This window comes from Ruegeria sp. K11, assembly GCF_056531905.1.
Genome location: NZ_JBQFMP010000018.1, coordinates 45085 through 67295, shown reverse-complemented (window position 1 = coordinate 67295; position 22211 = coordinate 45085). Strand labels below are relative to the sequence as shown.

The 22211-nt window shown below is 56.8% G+C and carries 17 protein-coding genes; 9 read left to right on the top strand and 8 right to left on the bottom strand.

Annotated elements, in window-relative coordinates; genetic code table 11:
* Positions 1-827: transposase (locus ACR0K4_RS20755; protein ID WP_480855580.1), on the top strand; the 827-nt coding region annotated here is incomplete at its 5' end.
* Positions 828-1061: 234 nt separating this feature from the next.
* Positions 1062-2069 (top strand): hypothetical protein, encoded by a 1008-nt coding sequence (locus ACR0K4_RS20750; RefSeq protein WP_480855579.1) that lies wholly within the window; start codon positions 1062-1064, stop codon positions 2067-2069.
* A 382-nt stretch (positions 2070-2451) separates the two neighbouring features.
* Here ACR0K4_RS20750 and ACR0K4_RS20745 read toward each other — a convergent pair whose 3' ends face one another.
* The 7 genes from ACR0K4_RS20745 to ACR0K4_RS20715 all read right to left on the bottom strand — a co-directional run bounded on the left by ACR0K4_RS20745 (position 2452) and on the right by ACR0K4_RS20715 (position 12849).
* The gene (locus ACR0K4_RS20745; protein ID WP_480521953.1) at positions 2452-3498 is read right to left on the bottom strand and encodes an ABC transporter ATP-binding protein; all 1047 of its coding nucleotides are present in this window, start codon (positions 3496-3498) and stop codon (positions 2452-2454) included.
* The gene (locus tag ACR0K4_RS20740) at positions 3498-4745 is read right to left on the bottom strand and encodes an MGH1-like glycoside hydrolase domain-containing protein (protein WP_480855578.1); all 1248 of its coding nucleotides are present in this window, start codon (positions 4743-4745) and stop codon (positions 3498-3500) included. The genes ACR0K4_RS20745 and ACR0K4_RS20740 overlap by 1 nt, the downstream gene beginning before the upstream one ends.
* A gap of 5 nt (positions 4746-4750) precedes the next feature.
* Positions 4751-5959: a carbohydrate ABC transporter permease gene (locus ACR0K4_RS20735; RefSeq protein WP_480855577.1), complete on the bottom strand. Its 1209-nt coding sequence runs from the start codon at positions 5957-5959 to the stop codon at positions 4751-4753.
* Positions 5959-7191 carry a carbohydrate ABC transporter permease gene (locus ACR0K4_RS20730; protein WP_480855576.1) on the bottom strand — a complete coding sequence of 411 codons (1233 nt, stop codon included), beginning with the start codon at positions 7189-7191 and terminating at the stop codon, positions 5959-5961. The genes ACR0K4_RS20735 and ACR0K4_RS20730 overlap by 1 nt, the downstream gene beginning before the upstream one ends.
* A 57-nt stretch (positions 7192-7248) precedes the next feature.
* Positions 7249-8604: an ABC transporter substrate-binding protein gene (locus ACR0K4_RS20725; RefSeq protein WP_480855574.1), complete on the bottom strand. Its 1356-nt coding sequence runs from the start codon at positions 8602-8604 to the stop codon at positions 7249-7251.
* Complete coding sequence (locus ACR0K4_RS20720) at positions 8601-9755, bottom strand: LacI family DNA-binding transcriptional regulator (protein WP_480855573.1); 1155 nt, start codon at positions 9753-9755, stop codon at positions 8601-8603. The genes ACR0K4_RS20725 and ACR0K4_RS20720 overlap by 4 nt, the downstream gene beginning before the upstream one ends.
* 439 nt (positions 9756-10194) lie before the next feature.
* Entirely contained in the window at positions 10195-12849 is a 2655-nt protein-coding gene (locus ACR0K4_RS20715) for an AMP-binding protein (protein WP_480855572.1), read from the bottom strand.
* A gap of 598 nt (positions 12850-13447) precedes the next feature.
* On the opposite strand from ACR0K4_RS20715, the gene ACR0K4_RS20710 reads away from it, so the two are divergent.
* The gene (locus ACR0K4_RS20710; protein WP_480855571.1) at positions 13448-15034 is read left to right on the top strand and encodes a GMC family oxidoreductase; all 1587 of its coding nucleotides are present in this window, start codon (positions 13448-13450) and stop codon (positions 15032-15034) included.
* A gap of 378 nt (positions 15035-15412) precedes the next feature.
* On the opposite strand, the gene ACR0K4_RS20705 is transcribed toward ACR0K4_RS20710, so the two are convergent.
* Positions 15413-16339 carry a LysR family transcriptional regulator gene (locus tag ACR0K4_RS20705; RefSeq protein ID WP_480855570.1) on the bottom strand — a complete coding sequence of 309 codons (927 nt, stop codon included), beginning with the start codon at positions 16337-16339 and terminating at the stop codon, positions 15413-15415.
* 103 nt (positions 16340-16442) lie between these two features.
* Between ACR0K4_RS20705 and ACR0K4_RS20700 the strand changes: the two genes are divergently transcribed.
* From ACR0K4_RS20700 to ACR0K4_RS20675, 6 genes are read left to right on the top strand one after another with little or no spacing between them, the layout of a single operon-like run.
* Positions 16443-17504: a maleylacetate reductase gene (locus ACR0K4_RS20700; RefSeq protein ID WP_480855569.1), complete on the top strand. Its 1062-nt coding sequence runs from the start codon at positions 16443-16445 to the stop codon at positions 17502-17504.
* Positions 17505-17529: 25 nt separating this feature from the next.
* Entirely contained in the window at positions 17530-18804 is a 1275-nt protein-coding gene (locus ACR0K4_RS20695) for an ABC transporter substrate-binding protein (protein WP_480855568.1), read from the top strand.
* Between the two features lie 50 nt (positions 18805-18854).
* Complete coding sequence (locus tag ACR0K4_RS20690) at positions 18855-19574, top strand: ABC transporter ATP-binding protein (protein ID WP_480855567.1); 720 nt, start codon at positions 18855-18857, stop codon at positions 19572-19574.
* Positions 19574-20284 carry an ABC transporter ATP-binding protein gene (locus ACR0K4_RS20685; RefSeq protein WP_480855566.1) on the top strand — a complete coding sequence of 237 codons (711 nt, stop codon included), beginning with the start codon at positions 19574-19576 and terminating at the stop codon, positions 20282-20284. Before ACR0K4_RS20690 ends, ACR0K4_RS20685 begins: the two co-directional genes overlap by 1 nt.
* Entirely contained in the window at positions 20281-21144 is an 864-nt protein-coding gene (locus tag ACR0K4_RS20680; protein WP_480855565.1) for a branched-chain amino acid ABC transporter permease, read from the top strand. Before ACR0K4_RS20685 ends, ACR0K4_RS20680 begins: the two co-directional genes overlap by 4 nt.
* Positions 21144-22211, top strand: a complete 1068-nt coding sequence (locus ACR0K4_RS20675; protein WP_480855563.1) for a branched-chain amino acid ABC transporter permease — start codon at positions 21144-21146, stop codon at positions 22209-22211. Before ACR0K4_RS20680 ends, ACR0K4_RS20675 begins: the two co-directional genes overlap by 1 nt.

The following is a 22211-nucleotide window of genomic DNA, read 5'->3' as shown; positions in this document are numbered from 1 at the left end:
ATGATGCCGCATTCGGCGCGTCCACCAAAGTCGTTCCCAAATACATCTCGCCGGTGGACCCTGCGGCGCGCTGGACAGGCGCCGATGGAGGTGCCGCATTCTTCGCTTACTCCACCAACTACGTGGTTGATTTGGACAATGCGGTGATCGTTGACGTCGAGCCGTCGGTTCCGATCCGGACCGCTGAGGCCTCTGCGGCACGCCGTATGCTCGACCGGGTTACCGAACGCTTTGACATGACACCAGACAAGCTGGTTGGTGATACGGGCTACGGATCAGCAGAGATGTTGGGCTGGTTGGTCGAAGAGCGTGGCATCGCGCCACACATTCCAGTCTGGGACAAATCCAAACGGACGGACGGCACATTCTCACGCGAAGACTTCATCTACGACCCCGCAACCGACAGCTACACATGCCCCGGCAACAAGGAACTGCGAACATACCGCCGGAACTTCTCCAAGCCGCGAAAGCCCAACGGTGGCAAAGACGGGTTCATCCGATACCGCGCCTCGAAGCATGATTGTGACGCATGCCCACTGAAAGTAAATTGCTGTCCGAGACAGCCAGCCCGAAACGTGCTTCGTTCTGTTCATGAAGCAGCACGCGACGTCGCCCGCGATATCCGCAAAACCGATGCCTACATGACCTCATTCATTCAGAGGCGCAAAGTCGAGATGCTGTTTGCGCATCTGAAGCGATACATCGGCGTGCCGATGATGCGACTTCGAGGACCCAAAGGCGCGTACGAACAGTTCCAACTCGCAGCCACAGCACAAAACCTCAGGAAACTGGCAAAAATGGTTCCGCAACAACAACCAATAGGCTGAAAGGAACGGCAAAGCTGCTTCGAGCGCAACCCATCGGCAGCCCCAACGTCGACTTTTTCAACACTATCCGGACAATCCCCAAATTCGCTGCTGAGCTGGCAATGGCGACTTATTGAGATTCATCTGCCTGGCGCCCGAACCGTTGCTTTTGGATGGCGAACGATTGCCATTTGACATTGCCGTAGGGGGTTGGTCAGTTTGAAAGGTGAACCGAAAAAATGAGGCTTGTCTTTCATGAATATTCCGGCGTTTTTGATTTTTGTTTTGTTGCTCTTTCCAACAACAACCCGTGCCCAGGACAGTTCTTTTTGGACCCCGCCCACTAATCTCACTGGATGCGGCGGCAGTTTTTCAGGCGTCAATTCTTTTACCTTGTCGCAGCAAATTGTGCGTCGCCCATTTCCGAATGACGACGGAGTCAATTTCACGCACTACTACGGGATAGGCTTGTCGCGAACAATGGCAGGCAAGGACGTCCAAGATTTCAAGAACTACATTTTGGAAGTCGCTCGGGCAAAGACGTACACTAGAGGGACATACAAGTCAGGGAATTCTCCTTTTTATATTCAATCCACAATTTTAAAACTCACGGCTTTGTATATTACTTTCATGGATTCCAAAGGCCTACTTACTGCTGAGGAGCGGGCGACATTAATCGCTTGGGGCGCTCCAATGGTGAAAAATCAAAAACAGCTTAAGGGAAATAGTGCCGCTGACAGCCGGGCTGCGTCCGGTGTTGCGCTCATCAGTTGGGGTTCAGTCACGAACGATAAACGATTGATAAAAGCCGGTCAGAGAAACTGGCAGCAGGCACTTCCATATTTGATTGGCAGCACTGGCAATCTTACGCGACACAAAGACCACAAAGATGTACCGCTGAGCGAACTAAGTATGGAAGACGAGTATAATGAGACCTTGGCGCCCGTTATCGAGGGTGCTGCGATGTTGGAGAACCTTGGCATTGATGCTTTCAACACTTCTTACAAAGGGCGAAACGTTCATGACGCGGTCAATTGGTGGGCTGATGTCGTCGCAAGCAGACCACCCGGTTTCGACGGCTACCGGAGGAAAAACCACACTTGGTCGCTCGGTTGGATACCCATTTACGTCAGCAAGAACCCGAATAGCCCTTCAGCTCCACTATTGCGGCGAATGGCCAAAGACGTATCAAAGGGAAGGAAGCCAATGTTTGAAGCAATAAGCCTAGGAACTGCAACTGATTGTATCTGGGGTTACAGATAGACCATTTTGCGTGAATTCCCCTCTTTAGCCACCTGAACGCGTATGGAGCAATGCAGCTGCAGAGAAAGCAGTTCAATGCCGAAACTGTCCGTTTCTCAAGATCTGAAAAGTCTAGTTTTGAAGGTCAAATTCAGGCTGCGTCTTGTCTAAATGCGGATCGGAGAATGCGGTCAATACATTGCGCGGTTGTGGGTCCAGCAAAAACCCCAGTTCGGATTGGCCTTCCAGTACAGAGTTTTCACAGTTGCTGACGATCCGAATGCGCGATATGGAAACCGCACTCGGAAACACAACTGTGAGAAGAGTTTGCGACTGTACCGAGTGGAACATTCCAAATTGGTATGCCGAAGCCAGTCGGGGATTTCACATGATCAGAAAAAAATCAAAGCGCTTGCCCATCTGCGTCGAAGAACTGGAGTTTTTCCGGCGCGAAATGTAGGCCTATTCTGGTCCCTGCTTTGATATCTGTGTCCCCGCCAAGCCGAATAGTGACCTTTTCCTCGGTCCCACAATCGACAATGACGAACATGTCAGCCCCGAGGTATTCGACCACCTCGACCATCCCGTCGCTGTGACCGGTACCGGGTTCCACCGCGGTGATGTGCTCGGGACGGATGCCCAGCTTCGTGGCCGCACCGCCCCGGTCGAACGGACCACGACCTCCATTTTCCAGTTGGAACTCGGATTCAGACACTGTGCACGGAATGACGTTCATTTTTGGGCTGCCGATGAACTGCGCAACGAACAGGTTTGCTGGGCGTTCATACAGTTCGCGTGGGGTCCCGACCTGAGCGATCTTGCCGAATTCCAGCACCACGATCCGATCGGCCAAAGTCATCGCCTCGACCTGATCATGGGTTACGTAGATCATGGTACGGTTCAAGCTTTGATGCAGTTTGGCGATCTCATAACGCATTTCGACTCGTAAAGCGGCATCGAGATTAGACAATGGCTCGTCGAACAGAAATGCAGTGGGGTCCCGCACAATCGAGCGTCCGATGGCAACGCGCTGGCGCTGACCTCCTGACAAATCCTTGGGGCGTCGCTCCAGGTAGGGCTCGAGCTTGAGGACTTCGGCCGCTTTGCCCACGCGCTCGGCAATATCCGCTTTGGACTCGCCCGCGACCTTTAACGAGAAACCCATATTCTCGGCCACCGTCAGATGGGGATAAAGCGCATAGGACTGGAACACCATGGTCAGCCCCCTTTTTGACGGAGGATGATCCGTGACGTCATCTCCATTGATTAGCAACGACCCGCGCGAGATATCCTCAAGCCCGCCAATCATCCGCAACAAGGTGGATTTGCCGCAGCCCGAGGGGCCGACGAAAACCACAAACTCACCTTCTTCGATCAGCAGGTCGATGCCCTTGATGACCTGCACCTCGCCGAACCACTTCTCGACAGCGCTGAGTTCGATACTGCCCATTAGTTCCTCCCTGCCCAATGCAACCAGACGGCGGCGGTCCATGTGAACGAGTCGCCGCCCGCTGGACCTCCTGTCAAAGGATCGAAATACTCGGCAAAACCATGCTCCGCGATCAGGCGGGCGGTTTTCAGACGCAGGGTCTCGGCCTCGACTCCATGACCCATCTCGGCCAATCCAAAACCCGTCAGCATGTTCATGAACGCCCATGTCGGGCCACGCCAATATCGACGCGCGTCAAATTCGGGCAAGTCCAGATCATAGCTCGGGATCGGGTGCGGAACCGTGGTCAGAACCGTTTTGACCCGCTCCAGCATAGGGGCCGAGTCGATCCCGGCGTACCAGCACAGATAGCTGGCGTTCGAGACACTCTGTGCCCATTTTCCGGTATGCGCATCGCGTGCATCAAACGCACCAAGCGTGTCGTTCCAAAGAGACCACGCTCCTGCCTCCAATCTGGCTATATCCGCGTCGAGACCTTCGGCCTCCATCCCCAGCTCTGTACTGACGAGCAGCAGATCCCGGGCTGCGCGTAACGTGGTGAAGCTCATGGTGGGGTCGGCGACACGGAACGGGTTCAGCTCCAGCAGCTTGGCTTGGTCCCAACCGGCTTCGCGGCCGATTTGAACCAGCTTGATGTAGCGGTCATAGTCGTATTTCGTCGGCCGATCGGCACTGTTCACGTGACTTGTATCGCGACGCTGATATTCGCCTACGTCCGATGCATCAATTGCGGCCATGGTGTTGTCCCAATCGGGGGCATTGTCGCGTCCAGCCTCCCATGGGTGCGTAGTGCACACGGCGCCATGATCGTCCAGCCGCCAGGTCATGACCCAGCGGTGCCAGGCCAGCATTTTGGGGAACAGGGCGCGCATCCGTTCGGCCCCTGCGGTGCGGTCCATCTCTAGCACGCGCCGCGCCATGCTTGCCGCCAGCGGAGGCTGGATGATCCCCGAAGAAGGAATAGGCCCAGTGCCCCCCCACACATCTGGGCCGGGAAAATACCCGGGATCGGGTTTGTGAAACAGGATATGCGGGACCATACCATCTGCCCACTGGCCCGAGAACAGCGTCTCAAGCTCGACCCATGCGCGATTGATGTCGAACTCGGCAAATCCCAGTGCAGCGACGGCGCTGTCCCAGTTCCACTGATATGGGTAAAGGCCACTGGTGGGGATGGTATAACCACCGCGATCATTGGCAATCAGAATGTTGCGGGCCGATTCAGTCGGGCTCGTATAGTAGTTCATCTCAGTCATCCTTTGACGGACCCCGCAGTCAGGCCCTTGGTCATGAAACGTTCAAGCCCCAGAAACAGCGCCATGATGGGAACGGTGGCGATCACCGCACCGGCCATCAGGTGCTGTCGGGGAATTTCCGAGGAGTTCAGCATCGTGACGCCTCGGGTCAGGGTGAATTTCGACGGATCGTCCAGCAGCATGAAGGCCAGCAGGAACTCGTTCCAGGCGATCATGAAGACATAGAGCGACACCGACGCCAGCGCAGGCAGGCTGAGCGGCAGGGTGATCTTCCAGATCACCGCCAGCCGCGACAGGCCATCCATCAGACCGGCCTCTTCCACTTCGGTCGGCAGACCTCGGAAATAGCCTTGAAGCATATACAGCGCGACCGGGATCGTTGTGACCGGATAGATCATAACGATGCCAAGGATCGAGTTGCGCAACCCGGTCAGCGAGAAGGCAATGTAGATTGGCAGCGCCAGAACGATCATCGGCACCATGTAAATCAACAGTATCGAGCGTGAGAACGCCTTTTGCCCTTTGAACCGGAACCGTGCGACGGCATAGGCTCCGGGGACGCTGAACAGCAGCGTGATGAACACCGTCAGGACCGACACAAACAGCGAGGTCCAGAGGTAGGTGCCGAAATTGAAGTCGCGGAAAAGTTCCGTGTAGCTGCGAAACAGGGCCGTGCCCTGGGACAGATCGACCGAGAAATCCAGGGGGTTCTGCAACAAGGCCTGCTGCGATTTCAGGCTGGTCATCACCATAACATAGAAGGGGATGACCACAATCGCGGTGAAGAAGATATAGCCGAAGCCGGTGCAGAACCGGATCACGGCCTCTTCGTATTCGTGGCGGGTCAGCTCTGCGAACGGTGTTTCCTTCAGGATTGCTGCCATGGACAGGTGCATGACAACCGCCATCGCAACCACGGTGACCAATACAGCCTGCAGCGACGTGTCCGAACCGATCAAAACCGGCCCGAACCCGGTCGGGCAGGATAGGCCCAACAGCGCGGAAATCCCCAGACGTGCCGGTGCGCGCTGCGCCGGGAAGCGGACATAGACCAGACCGGCCACAGCCCCCCAGATCAGGCAGGGCAGGACCTGCGGCCGGAACGCCGCCCCGGTCGAGAATGACATGGTGATGGCGACCGATGTGGCGATCACCACAAGCCAGAGCGCACCTAGAACCGGGGCAGTGATATACCCTTTGCGCATCACAAACCCTCCTCTCGGCTGATGAAGCGGAAGAAGACAAAGCTGAAAGCAATCAGGCACATCAGGATGACCACGGCCACAGCCGCGCCCGCGCCAATGTTCGAGATCGCGAAGGCCTGTTCATAGACATTCACGGTCAGCGTGCGAGTGCCCGCATTGCCGCCTGTCAGCAGGAAGATGTCGTCGAACTTGTTGAACGTCCAGATGAAGCGCAGCAGGAACAGCACCGACAGGATGCCCAGAAGCTGCGGGATGCTCAGCAGCCAGAATTTCTGGAACGGCGAGGCCCCATCCATATCCGCTGCCTCATACATGCTGCTATCGATGGATTGCATCCGCGCCAGAATGAACAGGAAGGACAGCGGGAAATAGCGCCAGATCTCGAACACCGTCACCATGATCAGTGCCAGCGGGCGTTCGCCGAAGAAATTGATCGGTTCGCTGCTCAGGCCCATCTGCACCAACAAGGCATTGGCCGAGCCCGAGAACGGATCGAACAGCGTGACCCAAGTGAAGGCCACAGCAATGACCGGGGCCACGTATGGGAATAGATAAAGGCCTCGTATGATCCCTTGCCCCTTGAAGCTTTTGTTCAGCAACAAAGCCGCAAAAAGCCCCATCACCAATGCCCCGATGGTGCCAAAGACGGTGTAGAACAGCGTCACCCAAAGCACGCCCCAGAACTCATCCCCGTCAAAAACGCGGGCATAGTTTTCAAGGCTGAACTCGAAATTCGTCAGAATGTTCGGCCCGCTTCCGGTGACACCGGGTTCAGACCCTTCGATCAGATCCTCGAATGCGTCAGGGTCCCCGTCCACGGTGACCGGGATGCGGATGCGCTCGCGCTGGCCGCCTTCCAGTATGCCGAAGTCGCAAAACAGGTTTGGCCCGTCCAGAACGCAGGGCGCGGCGACCTCTCCGGGGGTGACGCCATCGGGCAGCGCGTCGGTCAGGGTAACGCCTTCAACGGCGATCTCCTGACTGGAATTGCGCAGGCGGTATTCGATGCGCAGGTCATCGCCCGAGCCCCGCAGGCTTTCGCGCACCACAGGCGCGGGCGGGCGCAGGTCAGACAGGGTGAACGGCTTGAAACTGATCCAGAAGATCGCCAGCAAAGGCAGGATCACCACAAGCGAAACGCTGATCACGGTCGGAGACAGCAGTGCCCAGGCCAGACGCGCCTCGCGTTTGGCAAGAGCCCCGGTTCCGGTCGGTGGGGTGGCCGAAGTCATGGGATACCTCGAAGGGTTGAGTGCAGCGGCGCAACCGCCGCTGCAAAAGTCACAAGGTTATTGCACCTTGGCGAGTTCTTCGTTCATGGCCGCAACGGCGGCAGCGGCGTCGATCTCATCGTCGATATACTGACGCACGACGCGGTTGATGGCCTGACTGTTGATCATCTTGGATGCCAGAGCCAGTTGACCCTCGGCAACGCCCCAGCGCTGCGCCACATCCAGACCACCGACAATTTCGTCGATCATCGCCTGATCATACAGCTCACCCAGAGGGGCCTTGCGGTCCACACCAACGGGCAGTTCTGCCCATGCTTCCGAGAAAGCGGTTGGGTTATCGGCATTGCCGCGACGCACCGGGAACTTGCCCTCGGGCGCGATGGCCAATGTCTGAGTATAGCCGTCATCCATGGCGAATTTGACGAACTCCATCGCGGCGTCGGTATCGGCGTCATTAGTGATTCCGAAATACCGAACATCACCCCAGGCCGCGCCGTCCGGGTTCGACGGTCCCGAGAAGTTGGTGACGATGCCGGTCTTGGAGGCCAGATCGCGCGAGGTCGGATCATCGTTGATTGTCGGCGGGGCGCTGTCGCGCAGGCCGGCTAGTTCGTCCAGAATGAAGGGCGACCAGATGATCATCGCCGCTTTGCCGTCGAAATACAGCTCGCGCGATTGCTTCCAGAACAGCTCGCCCGGAGGAGAGGCTTTTGAGATCGCCTTGTAGAAATCCAGAACCTCGGTGGTTTTGGCCTCATCCAGCGGCTGGAAGCCGTCCGCGCCAACCGGCGAGACGCCATTGGCAAGAAAGACATGCTCCAGCACCTGGCTCATGAAGTTCTCGTCCACCTTAGTGGCTGCGACAAAGCCGTACATCTCAGGCGGGTTGTGCAGTTTTTCAAGCGCAGCCTCGACCGCCGCAAAGGAACTGGGCGCGTCCAGCCCTGCGTCGTCGAACAGGTCTTTGCGGTAGACAACCATCTGCGTCCAGCCATCAACCGGGACAGATGCGGTTTCGCCATTAAAGGCCGCCATGTCCAACGCTCCGGGCGCGAACGTGTCGGCGCCCAGCTCTTCGATCACCTCGGTGGCGGCTTCAGTGTCCAAAATACCGGCCTCGGCCCAGGGCAGGGCATATTGCAGCGGGTGATAGACCACATCTGGCAGGTCGCCGGCGGCAAAGGCTGCGGTGGCGCGGGTGCCCAAATCGGTTTCGGTAACAGGGATCACCTCAACCGTGGTGCCGGTTTCAGCTTTAAACTGATCCGCCATTTCCTGCTGCTTGGCCAGTCGCTCGGGCTGTTCTTCGGTTGTCCAGAACCGTATCGTGTCCGCCTGCGCTGACACGGTGGTCAGTACAAGAGCAAGCGATGTTCCCAGCAGCAGTCTGGACGCTGTGGATGTCAATTTCATTGTTGGTCTCCCCGTTTTTGGTTTGTCAGATATTGTCGTTTCTGCGCCAGTTCTTCCGGTGTCAGTCTTGGCGGACCGTCCGACCCCCCCTCGACAAGGGTGGCGTCGGTCAGTTCGTGTAATGTCGAAGGGTCGGCGCCCCGGATTTGCTGGATCAGCAATGTTGCCAACCGTTGTCCAGCGTTGTGGGAGTCCACCGAAAAGGTGGTGAGCGCCGGACGAGCATATTGGCATTCCGGCACGCCATCATAGCCAATCACCGAGATGTCGCGCCCGATCTCGAACCCCTGATCCTGCGCATCCGCGCAGAAACCCAGCGCGGCCAGATCGGTTGCAAAGACAATAGCGGTCGGAGGCTGATCCAGCGCCACCAAAGCCCTTCCCTGCGCTGCGCCATCTTTACGCGTACGCGCACCCTCGCGGATCAGTTCCGGGATCAGCGGCAGACCGGCGGCTTGCAGGCCTTCGACATAGCCCTCACGGCGCAGATGGGCGTAGTTAAACTTGGGGTCGCTGCCGACAAAACCGATACGAGTATGTCCGAAATCGCTCAGCCGCAAAACGGCGTTGCGCATCGCGCTTTCCCCCGCAATGTCGAACCACGAGGTGTCATCCCACCTGTTCGGTTGGCCGTAGCCTGTGCGCCCATACAAGATATGGGGCACCTCAAGCCTGCGCAGCAGTCCGACACGGGCGTCCTTCACAGCAGTGCGTGGCAAAATGAAACCGTCGGCCTTGCGCTCTTCAAACAGGCGGTTGAGCACCTTCAGAGTGTCCCGCTCGGATGCGGCGGTTGAAATCGTCATTGTCCAGTCAAGTTTACTTGCGGCGTCACAAGCACCAGCCAGGAAATCCTGCAAGAAAGGGTTGTGTTGGTCCGGTTCGTCAGCATTCAGCACCATGGCAATCGCGCGCACCTGACCGGTGCGGATAGCCTGCGCGTGACTTAGCGGGCGGTATCCCATCGTGCGGGCAGCCTTTTCGACCTTTTTTCGCGTGATCTCCGAAATGTCTGGATAGCCGTTTAGGGCGCGCGACACCGTGCTTTTCGATAAACCCAGATGTGCAGCAAGTTCGTCAATTTTGACCCGGCCCGGACCCGAAGCGCGATCTGCAACTTTACGCGAGTGATATGAAAGATTCGTAGTCACCCTTTGCATTTTTTGTTCCGAAACCGGTTTCGGCAACACAAAAGTCAAAAATTTGTGCAAAATGCCAAAAGAACAATCTTCGGCTATGCCAAGCAAGGCCCAACGCTATGGCAGAAAATTGTTCGCCAATTGTGTTGGTGAGGTCAGCGTATGTCCAATTGGGTAAAACGCTTTTGGGCGTGTGCCCGTACTGCGGCCACGGACAAATATTTTGCACTTAACCTATACATTGTGGCGTAGTCGACCGTAACGGACACAGTGTAGTCTTGATAAAGGAACTCTTCGTCAAAACTCACGTTCTTGGGGAAGATACGCCCTTTTTGAAAGACCAAACTGGAACATGTTTGAACGCTACAAGCATCATACGACGTGCGTGTAGATCCAAATCCAATGTATGCGACGCATCTTTCAAATAGCACCAATTCAACTCACGCTGGGTCTAGCGAGAAGATGTGCCAAACCTGTTGGCTCGCACATCTTTGCCTGCCCATTTTCCTGAGGAAAAACTTCTTGCCAAAATGGCTGTCCACACAGGAGAGAAGATCGGCTCCAGCTTTCGGGTAACCAATTGCGCCAAAGCTGCAATGCAAACTGATCCGATCAAAGTCGCTGCGAACATTGACATGTTTGACCAGCGTTCATCCGATGCCCCTTGGCCGAAACGTTGGACAACGGCCAGAACAAACGGATGAAACAGGTAAATAAACAGCGTCAAGCTGGCCAAGTAGGCCACTCCGGTCGCCAGGGCCGGTTTCAGATAAACTTTGAACCCAAAGAGAATTCCGATCGACCCAATCGAAATGAACATAAGAGCCAGTGGCGCGGCATCGCGCCAATGTGTGGCCAAAAGAGCCACGACAACAAAGGACAAGACAATTTTGCTGTCTTTTGTCTGGGCGTAGAACAAACACCACCCCAGTGCAGCAAGTTGGAAGGCTCCGACCGTGTGCCGCAACCTGTGCGCTGCTTCAATTTCCATTACCCCTGCATATTCAAACGCAAGAGAGGCGCAAATCAGAATAACCGCCCCGGCTGCAAGTGGAGAGCCCGCAACCCACCTGCGCACCTTTGGGATCAGGAAGGGCAGGCAGGCAAGGGCCACAACTTGCACCAAAGCGGAAATGTACCAGTAGAAATGAATTTTTGTGCCGTTGTTTCTGGTTTCATCGTAATTCCCGAACAACAACCACCAGTCAGCCTTTACTGGTGTCAAGGCGAAGTGCACAAGTATCAGGATCAGGTAATACCAAAGAAGCACCTTACCCATGGATCGCAAGGCGACGCGCAAAACGTCGCCCTTGAACAAAGACTCGCTCTGGAATCTGGCGATGGAATAGCCGCTGAGGACAAGCAGAAAATAGGCGCCACCGCCCAGATAAAACTGGGTCGAATGATTGGCCAATATCACACAAATGGCTGCGACCCTGAACACCATTTCCATCGGCACCGCGCGCGAGGGCTGAATGTCCTTGGGGGTCTCATTGCTTTCGAGTGCAACCAGGTCTGCAAGCGGTCTTCTTTCCCACCCTTCCGGAACATCGTGTCCCTTACTGCTCAGAAACAGCTCAACCTCGAGATAGGAAAGGCTGTCACCGCCGTAATCGCTGAAGGATTTCGACAGGTCGATGTATTCGACCCGCAAGGCATGTTTCAAGACCGACAGGAAATCGTCAGTGCTCGTATCGGAAGAAGCCTCAATTTTTTCGGCCTGTGTCCGAAGTGCACGGTAATCGATCTTGCCGGATGGCAATGTCGGCGCCTGGTCCAGATACTCAATCTTGACCTGATTGGTTCCAAGCTTGAACCTGTCCCTCAGGCGAACCTCAAGCGAGGGCTCCGATTGGGATCCAATCACAAAGACCGCCAGCAAATCGTCTGTTCCACTGCAATACGCAGCAATCTGATCCGATCTGAGATACGCCTCGACATCATCAAGGTTGATGCGCAGCCCGTTGGGCTTGATGAATCTGGACTTGCGGCCAACGATTCTGAAAAAGCCGTCCTTGGTCCTTTCGGCGATATCGCCGGTTCTCAGTTCGGACAATTCATGCCCGTGTCCAAGGTCTCTTCGACTGGTCGCATAGCCCATCATGACGTTCGGGCCCCGATAAACCAGTTCGCCGGCTGTATTGGTCGCGGAAATCACGCTTTGGTCTTCGGCTACGATCGTAAGCTCACCGCCGGGGATGGCCTGACCGATCGTGTCGATTTCATCTGGGGCCGCTCCGAGTGGGACATACGATATTCGAGGCGATGCCTCGGTCTGCCCGTACATCGGGATAAAGCCCCAGCCCTCACGAACCGATAACGATCTGAAGGAACGCGCGAGGTCCTGCGGCAGCTTACCCCCGGCTTGTAAGATCAGGCGCAAGCTGGGCAGTTTTGTGTTGCTGAAACCTGACTTTTCCAACAGTTCAATCTGCAGCGGCACCAGAGGCAGAACAGAGACGTCAAAGCGCCGTGCCAAATTCCAGAACTCATCCGCTGTCGTTGGATGGTCGGTCAGTATGCACGTCCCGCCCGCAGCCAGTTGTGTGTTCAGCACCGACATGCCGTATGAGTAAAACCAGGGCAAAGAGGTTATCGCAACATCCTCATCGGTCAGCGACAAATACGTGACAATGGACCAGGTATTCGAAGCGATATTCCGGTCTGAAAGGCGAACCAGTTTGGCCGAGCCGGTTGTTCCCGATGTCGACAACAGAATCCGAAGCTCGGGCGACATCTCGGCCTGCAGGCTCGAACCAACTTGCGTATTGAGTTTGCCGTCGCGGTGAGAAACCGTCAGGTTTGGCTCGAATGCGCGCTGTATGCTGTCCCGCGCCGATGGGCGATTGGGCTCTGTCAGTATGATTGGCCAGTTTTGCCGCAAAGCGCCAAGATAGGCGACGACGGCCATAGGGTGGTTTGATGCTTCCAGCGAAACGATCGGGTGTTCTGTTCCACAAACTTTTTTCGCATCGACCGCCCATTTGTCGGCCTGTTCTGCCAAATCGAGATAGGTCATCGAACCGGAACAGTGAATCAGGGCGATTTTGTCTCCGAACGTCTCAAGGGTTTCCCAAAAGAACAGCTCGTGCCAATCTTCGTTCATTAAATTAGAGCCTTGTAATCACGTAAGAAATTTGAACCACATCACATACAAGCGGTTTGTGCTTTGCTATGCTACAACTTCGTATCTGAGCGTTTGTGTTGGGTTCAATGAGATGTCACAGCTATGTGCAGAAAGTGTGGCAATTTGGATGTTTTGCTCTGAGTGCTGCGGTTTTTTAGTTTCTGCTGTGCGTATCAAGACTTTGGATTTGATACTGAGCGCAATCGTCCACGCGGATAGCTGCACGGAGTCTCGCTTCTTGAGAGAAGACCAGTTCGTCGCAACGTGGAAACGGCTTCTGGCTCACAACAAAACATACAGCTAATTGAACTTGGACAAAGTTGTGTCGTGGCCACCATCTGGGGGAGGAAGGAGTAGGGGTGTTGAACCTGCGGCCCCGGATCACCTCTGTTGACATGGCTGCAGGCATCAAAATCACGTGCACCGCGAAGGAGGGCAAGTCCCGCCCGGCGATCATATGTCGGACGGTATTGCCGCGGCTTTGGTCCCTCTTGTCTAGGATCTGAAGATGTTTACCAATGGGACCGTCATACCGATTGGAGGCCTGTCCATCCACCGATTGAAGGGGTGAATTGCGATGACAGCTGCATATGACTTTATCATCGTTGGCGGTGGATCGGCCGGCTGTGCGCTGGCCGCGCGGTTGTCAGAAAACCCGGATGTGCGCGTTCTGTTGCTGGAGGCGGGCGGCAGCGACCAGCATCCGTTTTATCATTTGCCCGCAGGTTTTGCGAAGATGACCAAGGGGATCGGGTCCTGGGGTTGGGAAACGGTCCCGCAAAGACATATGCAGAACCGGGTGTTCAACTATACGCAGGCTAAGGTCATTGGCGGCGGATCGGCCATCAACGCACAGATCTACACACGCGGCAACGCACAGGACTATGACGAATGGCGTCAGATGGGGTGCGAGGGTTGGTCTTATGACGATGTCCTGCCTTTTTTCCGCAGGGCCGAGGACAACGACACCTACAACAACAAATACCACGGGCAAGACGGGCCACTTGGCGTCTCGCAGCCCTCGGCTCCACTGCCGATTTGCGAGGCGTATTTCGAGGCCGCCGGGCAGCTGGGTATTCCCAGGAATGAGGATATCAACGGCGAAAAGCAAGATGGCGTCTGCTTCTATCAACTGAATCAGAAACATGCGCGCCGGTCCTCGGCGGCGATGGCCTATCTTGCGCCGATCCGGGGGCGCGGAAACCTGACCCGCAGGTTGGGGACGCAGGTCGCCCGGATTGTGGTGGAAAATGGGGTTGCCAGAGGCGTGCTGTTGATGGACGGAACAACCCTGCACGCGGACAAAGAGGTGATCCTTTCCAGCGGTGCCATTGGTACACCGCGTCTGCTGCAACTGTCAGGGATCGGTCCGGCGGATCATCTGCGCGGGTTGGGGATCGACGTGGTTTGCGATCAGCCCAACGTGGGGGAGAACCTTCAGGATCATCTGGACCTCTATTGTATCGCCGAAGTGACTGGCCCACATACCTATGACCGGTACACCAAGCCACATTTGAGCTTGATTGCAGGTCTTCAATACCTGCTGACACGCACAGGCCCGGTGGCATCCAGCCTGTTTGAAACCGGTGGCTTCTGGTACGCAGACCCCGACGCGCGCTCGCCAGATATCCAGTTTCATCTGGGGCTGGGCACAGGCATCGAGAAAGGGGTTGAGGCAATGCCCAACGGCGGCGTCACTCTTAACTCTTGCTACTTGCGGCCACGGTCCCGCGGCACCGTACGTCTAAAAAGCGCTGACCCGGGCAAAGCGCCGCTCCTGGATCCCAATTATCTGCAAGATCCACAAGACCGAGAGATGTCGATCCGGGGGTTGAAACTGACACAAGAGATCCTCTCGCAAAGCGCGTTGGCCTCGTACGTCAAAGCCATCCGTTTGCCGGGGCCAGACGTCAAGACGGATGAGGAATACTTCAACCACATCTGCGAACATTCCAAAACCTCGCACCATTGCGCGGGAACCTGCCGAATGGGTGCGGATGAGGGTGCCGTTGTCGACCCTCGCTTGCGGTTCAATGGGATCGAACGTCTGCGCGTGGTCGACAACTCGATCATGCCGACGGTTGTATCATCCAACACCAATGCTGCGGCGATCATGATCGGCGAAAAGGCCAGCGACATGATCCGCGAAGATCATTCGTTCTGAGGATAGTTAAGCAGTTTTGGACCCATACCCGAACTGCCGGAGATTATGCAGTGTGGAGTGATCCGCATGTTCATCTGCCGGAGCTATCAAACAACGAGGGATCGTTGCGTCTACCGGCCATTCGGCAGAATTGAGGCCAAAAAAGAGTGCGTTGCGAAATTTGTCACTGACTGTAGAAACCTCGCGTCTTGTCGTTCGTTGGCGCATTTATCCCCCGCAACGCCATGCTCTCGGAGCTTTCGTAAAATGGTGCTGTTAAGGTCGGTGATGACCGACAGAATGTGTGATGGTAGGAGTGTGACCAAGACTGGTTCGAATGTGTCTGGTATTAAACGGCCGGCTTCGCCTCGTCCGAAAATACCAACGTTCTGAAAACACTCAGGCCTTACAAATTAATCGATCCAGCATCTGGAATTTACGTTCGACAAACCTGAGAAACCGGTTCGAAGAAGCCGACATGACGCGATCGCGAAGTGTAAGGCAACCCAAGTGTCTATCAGGGTCACCGATCTTAATTGGAAGTGAGGTCAGGGTATTCTGGCGCTGCATCATGAACACGACAGAAAACGGCAGCACAGTAAGCGAGTCCGAGCCTGTCAGAACATTGGCGACCGCGCTCAGTGATCCCCCGGTGAAGCTGATTTTGAGATCGCGAACTCCAATGCCGTCCAATGTGTTCCTCAAGTCCCGAAACAGCGGGCTGTTCGCTGGTGGTGCTATCCAGGAATATTCGGTGATGTCGTCCAGCTTGACTTCTTTTTTGCGCGCCAAGGGGTGGCCAGCACGGCAGGCGATGACATTGCGGCCCGGTAGAATCTGACGAAACTCGAATTCGTCAGCCACGTCTGCCGGACGAATTGGCAGGATTGCCACATCCAGAGTTTCACCAGAAAGCTGGGACAAAAGTTCGGCTGGATATCCGTAAGACTGATCAATCCTGATATTGGGATGATCGGCCTGAAACTCTGCAATCACACTTGAGATCACACCGTCCATAAAGATCGGAGTTCCGGCGACACGGACCGCGCCCGCCAAACCCTGACGGTGTTCTTCTACCAGACGGCTGGCAAGACGACCTGCATCCAAAATGCGACGACCTTCCTGCGCCAGTGCAAGCCCTAACTCGGTTGGTTGCAGCGGTCTGCGCGTCGGCAGGAAGAGCGGTTCTCCCACCCGTTCCTCCAGTAAAGACACGCTTCTGGACACGCTCGGTTGGGATTTTCCAAGTAAAACAGCGCCCTCTGTCAAACCGCCCGCTTCGACAATAGCGGCGAGAATTTCCAGGTGTCTTGGATCCAGCTTCATAACCCGAAGTTATATTGAGCGTAGAGAATTCGATCAAGCGTGCATTCTTGGCCTGCTAGCGTTGCAACAACCCGCAATTTCACGCAGGACAGGAACCCGTCCCATGGCCCCCAACATAACCAGCATCAACGGACAGAAAGTCCAGTTTGGGCAGGGGGTACGCAATGCAATTTGCACTGAGCTGGCCGAGCTTGGGTCTGACAAGACGCTGGTACTTTCGACGCCGCAACAAGCGGACATGGCGATGGAACTGGCAACCACGATCGGTGATCGGGCGGCGGGTGTCTTTACCCGCGCAACAATGCACACCCCGGTCGACGTGACCGACGAAGCTGTCGAACATGCGCAGTCCGTTCAAGCCGATAGCATCGTTTCCATCGGAGGTGGCTCGACCATTGGGTTGGGAAAAGCGATAGCACTGCGCACGGGGCTACCACAGATCGCCATTCCGACCACTTATGCAGGCAGTGAGGCTACTCCGATCCTGGGTCAGACCGAAGGTGGTATCAAGACCACACTTGTGGACCCGAAGGTTCTGCCGCGGGTCGTTCTGTACGATCCCGAACTTGTCGCCTCATTACCGCCCGCGATGACTGTGACCAGCGCTTTGAACGCAATGGCTCATGCCGCCGAGGCCTTGTATGCCAAAGACCGAACAGCGCAGACCACAGAATTGGCGGTCGACGGCCTGAGGGCGTTTGCAGAGGGTCTTCCAACCGTTGTCGAAAACCTCAACGACCTGAAGGCCCGAGAAGAAACGCAGCGTGGCGCATGGGCCTGTGGCACAGTGCTTGGCCTGGTTGGAATGGCGCTGCATCACAAGCTGTGCCACACGCTGGGTGGGTCCTTCAACCTGCCGCACGCGGAAACCCATGCGATCGTTCTGCCTCACGCAATCGCCTATAACGCAGAGGGTGAGCCAGACCTTCTAACCCCTGTCTCGGAGGCTCTGGGAGGCACCGAACCGGGGCAGGCGCTTTGGGATTTTGCTAAGAAAATGGGCGCACCGATGGCTTTGAAAGACCTTGGGCTTGCCGAGGCCGATCTGGATCGCGCCACCAAAATCGCACTCAAGAACCCGTATTGGAATCCGCGTCCCGTCACGGCTGACGGGCTGCGGGCGCTTCTGCAAAACGCTTGGGCGGGCACCGCCCCAAGCGTTTGAGTTCACCGTGTCAAGGGAGGGACACATGATCACACGTCGCAAATTGCTGCAATCCAGCGCCGCAACCGGCCTCGGGCTGGCCGCCGGCGCGCTCGCCGCACCCGCTATCGCACAGGGAGCGAAGATCAAGCTGGGCTATGTCAGCCCGCAATCCGGTCCGCTGGCCGCGTTTTCCGAAGCAGACACGTATATTCTGGACAACTTCGCCGCATCCGAGGCGGGTGCGAATTTCGAAGTTATCGTCAAGGACAGCCAGTCCAACCCGAACAGGGCAGCAGACGTCGCGGGCGAGTTGATCGTGGATGATGAGATCGACCTGATGCTGGTCGCCTCGACCCCCGAAACAACCAACCCGGTTGCGGCCACCTGCGAGGCCGAAGAACTGCCCTGCATCTCGACCGTTGCCCCGTGGCAGCCGTGGTTCATCGGCCAGCAGGGCAATCCCGGTGATCCCGGATCGTGGGAGCCGTTCTATTACGCCTTCCACTTCTTCTGGGGGCTAGAGGATGTGATCTCGGTCTTCACCGCGATGTGGAACCAGCTGGAGACCAACAAACAGGTCGGCGCTTTGTTCCCGAATGACGGCGACGGCAACGCCTGGGGTGATCCCAATGTCGGCTTCCCTCCGGTTCTGTCCGAGTTGGGGTATTCCCTGACCGACCCCGGTCGGTACCAGAACCTGACCGATGATTTCTCGGCCCAGATCAATGCGTTCCGGCAGGCGAATGTTGAAATCGTCACCGGCGTTCCGATCCCGCCTGATTTCACGACGTTCTGGAGTCAGGCCAAGCAGCAAGGCTTTACCCCGAAAGCCGCAAGTATTGGCAAAGCCATCCTGTTCCCGCAAGCAGTCGAAGCCTTGGGCAATGCCGGAAACAACCTGAGCTCCGAAGTTTGGTGGTCGCCGACGCATCCCTTCTCATCGTCGCTGACTGGCGCAAGCTCGGCTGAAATGGCGCAAGGGTACATGGCCGCCACAAGTCGCCAGTGGACCCAACCCATCGGCTTTGTGCATGCGCTGTTTGAAATGGCTGCCAACGTCATGGGACGTGTGGATGACGCGGGTGACGGGGATGCAGTCGCCGAAGCAATTGCGGCCACTCAACTGGATTCAATTGTCGGCCGGATCGCCTTTGATGGGGCGGGCCTGCCGCCCTTTGCGGCACAGAACGTGGCAAAAACGCCTTTGGTCGGTGGGCAATGGCGGCTGCTCGACAATGGAAGCTATGACCTTGTGATCGTCGACAACTCTTCTGCGCCCGAGATTCCCACAGCGGGCGTGATGGAAGAAATCTCCTGATCGCAATGAAACCAGAGCCCCGGACCCAAGTCCGGGGCAGGAACACCGGTATGACCATTCTTTCGCTCAAAAACGTCTCCAAAAGCTTCGGAGCCCTGACCGTTACGGACGATGTCAGCTTTGACGTCGAACAGGGGCAAGCCCTTGGGATTATTGGTCCGAATGGGGCTGGAAAGTCGACTTTGTTCAATCTGATTACCGGCAACCTGACCTCTGATACTGGATCAATCCATTTCGACGGGGCTGACGTGACGCGCGTGCCACCCATGCAGCGATGCCTGTCGGGCATAGGTCGTTCGTTCCAGATCCCGCAGCCATTTGATCACCTGACGGTGTTCGAAAACCTGCTGGTGGCGGCGACGCACGGTCAGAGCAAATCTGAACAGGAGGTCGAACAGGCTTGTGCCCAAATTCTGGAGCAAACGGAATTGCTGGACGTGGCGAATGACCCGGCCAGCGGCTTGCGTTTGCTGCAACGTAAGCGGCTGGAGTTGGCCCGCGCAATGGCGACGAACCCTAAGCTGCTGTTGCTTGATGAAATCGCCGGAGGCCTGACTGACGCGGAATGCACCGCCCTGATCAACACGATCAAGGGGCTACACAGCAGTGGCGTGACGATCATCTGGATCGAACACGTCCTGCATGCGCTCACTTCGGTCGTTGAACGGCTGCTGGTTCTGGATTTCGGCAAGGTCATCGGTCTGGGTGACCCGGACGAGATCATGAACAGCCGGGAAGTCAAAGAAATCTATCTGGGGATCGAAGTCTGATGAGCCTGCTGGAAACCCACGCGCTGACCGCCCATTATGGAGATTTCCAAGCCCTGTTCGGTGTGGACATCAACCTGGACGAAGGTGAAACCGTTGCCATCATCGGTGCAAACGGGGCCGGGAAATCGACCCTCATGCGCTCGATCTCCGGTGTTCTGACCAACGGGTCTGATCAGGTGCGCTTTGACGGGCAACCCATCGGCGATCTGCCCGCAGATGAGATCATGGCGCGCGGGGTGGCAATGGTGCCTGAAGGGCGTCGGCTGTTTCCTTCCCTAAGCGTCGAGGAAAACTTGCTGATCGGCACCTATGGCCGAAAGGCACCCGGCCCTTGGTCTTTGCAAACAATCTACGACCTGTTCCCGATCCTGAAAGAGCGCCGGAGCCACCCGGGCACAGCCCTTTCTGGCGGGCAACAGCAGATGGTGGCCATTGGCCGCGCCCTGATGAGCAATCCGCGCGTTCTGTTGTGCGATGAGATCAGCCTTGGTCTCGCACCTGTGGTCATAAAGGACATCTACGACGCAGTCCCTCGCATTCAGGAGGCCGGAGCCAGCCTGATCGTGGTGGAACAGGATATTGGCCAGGCCATGAAGGTCGCCGATCGCGTCTACTGCATGATGGAAGGCCGCGTCACGCTGGAAGGCACCGCAGACTCGCTCAGCCGCGAGGCCATACACGACGCCTATTTCGGAGCGGCCGCGGCATGATCTGGATCGACACCATCATTCAGGGCGTGCTGCTGGGCGGGCTCTATGCGCTGTTCGCGGCAGGTCTGAGCCTTGTGTTCGGGATCATGCGCTTGGTCAATCTGGCCCATGGCGATCTGATCGTCTTTGCCGCGTATCTGATCCTTCTGCTGGTCTCACTGCTTGGGCTTTCTCCGTTCCTGGCAGCGACCATTGCCGCACCGATCATGTTTGGCCTGGGTTGGGCCTTGCAGAAGCACGTGCTGAACCGCGTTCTGGGGCCTGATATCCTACCGCCTTTGCTTGCGACATTCGGTCTGTCGGTCGTCTTGCAGAATGCTCTGCTCGAAGGGTTCTCAGCAGATAGCCAACGTTTGCCTGCGGGCGAAATAGCAACGGCTTCCGTTCAAATGGGCGCGCTGAACCTCGGCGTTCTGCCGCTGCTGACCTTTGCCTCGGCAATCCTTGTCATCATCGGTCTGAACCAGCTTTTCTATCGCACGGAACTGGGGCGGGCGTTCCGCGCGACCTCGGACGATGCGGTGACAGCGGGTCTGATGGGTATCCGGCCAGAACGTATCTTCGCCACTGCGACAGCCATCGCAATGCTGGTCGTTACCTTGGCGGCGCTTTATCTGGGAATGCGGGCCAACTTTGACCCAAATATTGGTCCTGCGCGCCTGATCTACGCTTTTGAGGCAGTGATCATTGGTGGCCTCGGAAGCCTGTGGGGCACGTTGGTCGGAGGCATCATTATCGGCGTCGCTCAGACTGTCGGGGCCGCAATCAACCCCGAATGGCAAATCCTGGCTGGTCACCTGGCGTTTCTTTTCGTGCTTCTGATCAAACCCAGAGGCCTGTTTCCAAGGGCGGTGGACTGATGGCCGATACCTCAATGTACCGCGTCCAGACACAGACCCGCGCGTCCTACAGCGCCGGAGCCGTCTGCATCGCCCTGATCATCCTGTTCATCCTGCTGCCGACATTTGCCAGCCGAGGGTTGATCCAGGACCTGTTCTTCATCTTCACCATGCTTGTACTGGCGCAGTTCTGGAACTTGCTGGCGGGGTATGGTGGTCTTGTGTCCGTCGGCCAGCAAGCGTTCGTTGGCATGGGCGCCTACGCCATGTTCGGCGGTGTCATCCTTTGGGGTATGGACCCGGTTCCGGCGGTCCTGCTGGGCGGCGTTGCAGCCATGATTGTCGCCATCCCCACGGCCTTCTTCGCCTTCCGCCTGCAAGGGGCTTATTTCGCCATCGGCACATGGGTCATCGCCGAGGTCATGCGCCTGCTGGTGGCGCAATGGAAAGTGCTCGGCGGTGGCACCGGAACCTCTCTGCCGCGCACGGCTACGCGCGAGATGTGGGCGACCGAATGGATTCAGACGACGTTTGACGTTCGCGGTGCGGCCGCACGGGATATCCTGACGTACTGGCTGGCCTTGGCGCTGGTGATCGCAACAATCGCTGGTATCTACTGGCTGCTCAGAACAAAACGTGGGCTGGCACTGGCTGCTGTCCGAGACAACGTTGAAGCCGCGAAATCCGTCGGTGTCGATGCGGTGCGGATGAAATGGCTGGTCTATCTTGTCTCAGCCGCAGGAACCGGGCTGACAGGTGCGCTGATCTACGTTCAGAAACTGCGGATTTCGCCTGATGCCGCGTTCTCGGTCACCGACTGGACGGCTTACGTGATCTTCATCGTCGTGATCGGAGGCATCGGCACCATCGAAGGTCCGATCCTGGGCGTGTTGATCTTCTTCATCCTGCAAAGCCTGCTGGCCGATTACGGCTCCTGGTATCTCATGGTGCTCGGGCTGATCGGCATCGCCGTCATGCTCTTCGCACCGCGCGGCATCTGGGGGCTGATCTCTGAGAAAACCGGGCTTCAAATATTCCCCGTGCGCCGTCGTCTGGTGATTGGCGCGCAGTTGAACAAGGAGGATTGA

Bases quoted from the DNA above. Each gene is read 5' to 3' on its own strand.
- ACR0K4_RS20750 (WP_480855579.1), top strand. From the start codon at position 1,062: ATGAATATTCCGGCGTTTTTGATTTTTGTTTTGTTGCTCTTTCCAACA.
- ACR0K4_RS20745 (WP_480521953.1), bottom strand. From the start codon at position 3,498: ATGGGCAGTATCGAACTCAGCGCTGTCGAGAAGTGGTTCGGCGAGGTG.
- ACR0K4_RS20740 (WP_480855578.1), bottom strand. From the start codon at position 4,745: ATGAACTACTATACGAGCCCGACTGAATCGGCCCGCAACATTCTGATT.
- ACR0K4_RS20735 (WP_480855577.1), bottom strand. From the start codon at position 5,959: ATGCGCAAAGGGTATATCACTGCCCCGGTTCTAGGTGCGCTCTGGCTT.
- ACR0K4_RS20730 (WP_480855576.1), bottom strand. From the start codon at position 7,191: ATGACTTCGGCCACCCCACCGACCGGAACCGGGGCTCTTGCCAAACGC.
- ACR0K4_RS20725 (WP_480855574.1), bottom strand. From the start codon at position 8,604: ATGAAATTGACATCCACAGCGTCCAGACTGCTGCTGGGAACATCGCTT.
- ACR0K4_RS20715 (WP_480855572.1), bottom strand. From the start codon at position 12,849: ATGAACGAAGATTGGCACGAGCTGTTCTTTTGGGAAACCCTTGAGACG.
- ACR0K4_RS20710 (WP_480855571.1), top strand. From the start codon at position 13,448: ATGACAGCTGCATATGACTTTATCATCGTTGGCGGTGGATCGGCCGGC.
- ACR0K4_RS20705 (WP_480855570.1), bottom strand. From the start codon at position 16,339: ATGAAGCTGGATCCAAGACACCTGGAAATTCTCGCCGCTATTGTCGAA.
- ACR0K4_RS20700 (WP_480855569.1), top strand. From the start codon at position 16,443: ATGGCCCCCAACATAACCAGCATCAACGGACAGAAAGTCCAGTTTGGG.
- ACR0K4_RS20695 (WP_480855568.1), top strand. From the start codon at position 17,530: ATGATCACACGTCGCAAATTGCTGCAATCCAGCGCCGCAACCGGCCTC.
- ACR0K4_RS20690 (WP_480855567.1), top strand. From the start codon at position 18,855: ATGACCATTCTTTCGCTCAAAAACGTCTCCAAAAGCTTCGGAGCCCTG.
- ACR0K4_RS20685 (WP_480855566.1), top strand. From the start codon at position 19,574: ATGAGCCTGCTGGAAACCCACGCGCTGACCGCCCATTATGGAGATTTC.
- ACR0K4_RS20680 (WP_480855565.1), top strand. From the start codon at position 20,281: ATGATCTGGATCGACACCATCATTCAGGGCGTGCTGCTGGGCGGGCTC.
- ACR0K4_RS20675 (WP_480855563.1), top strand. From the start codon at position 21,144: ATGGCCGATACCTCAATGTACCGCGTCCAGACACAGACCCGCGCGTCC.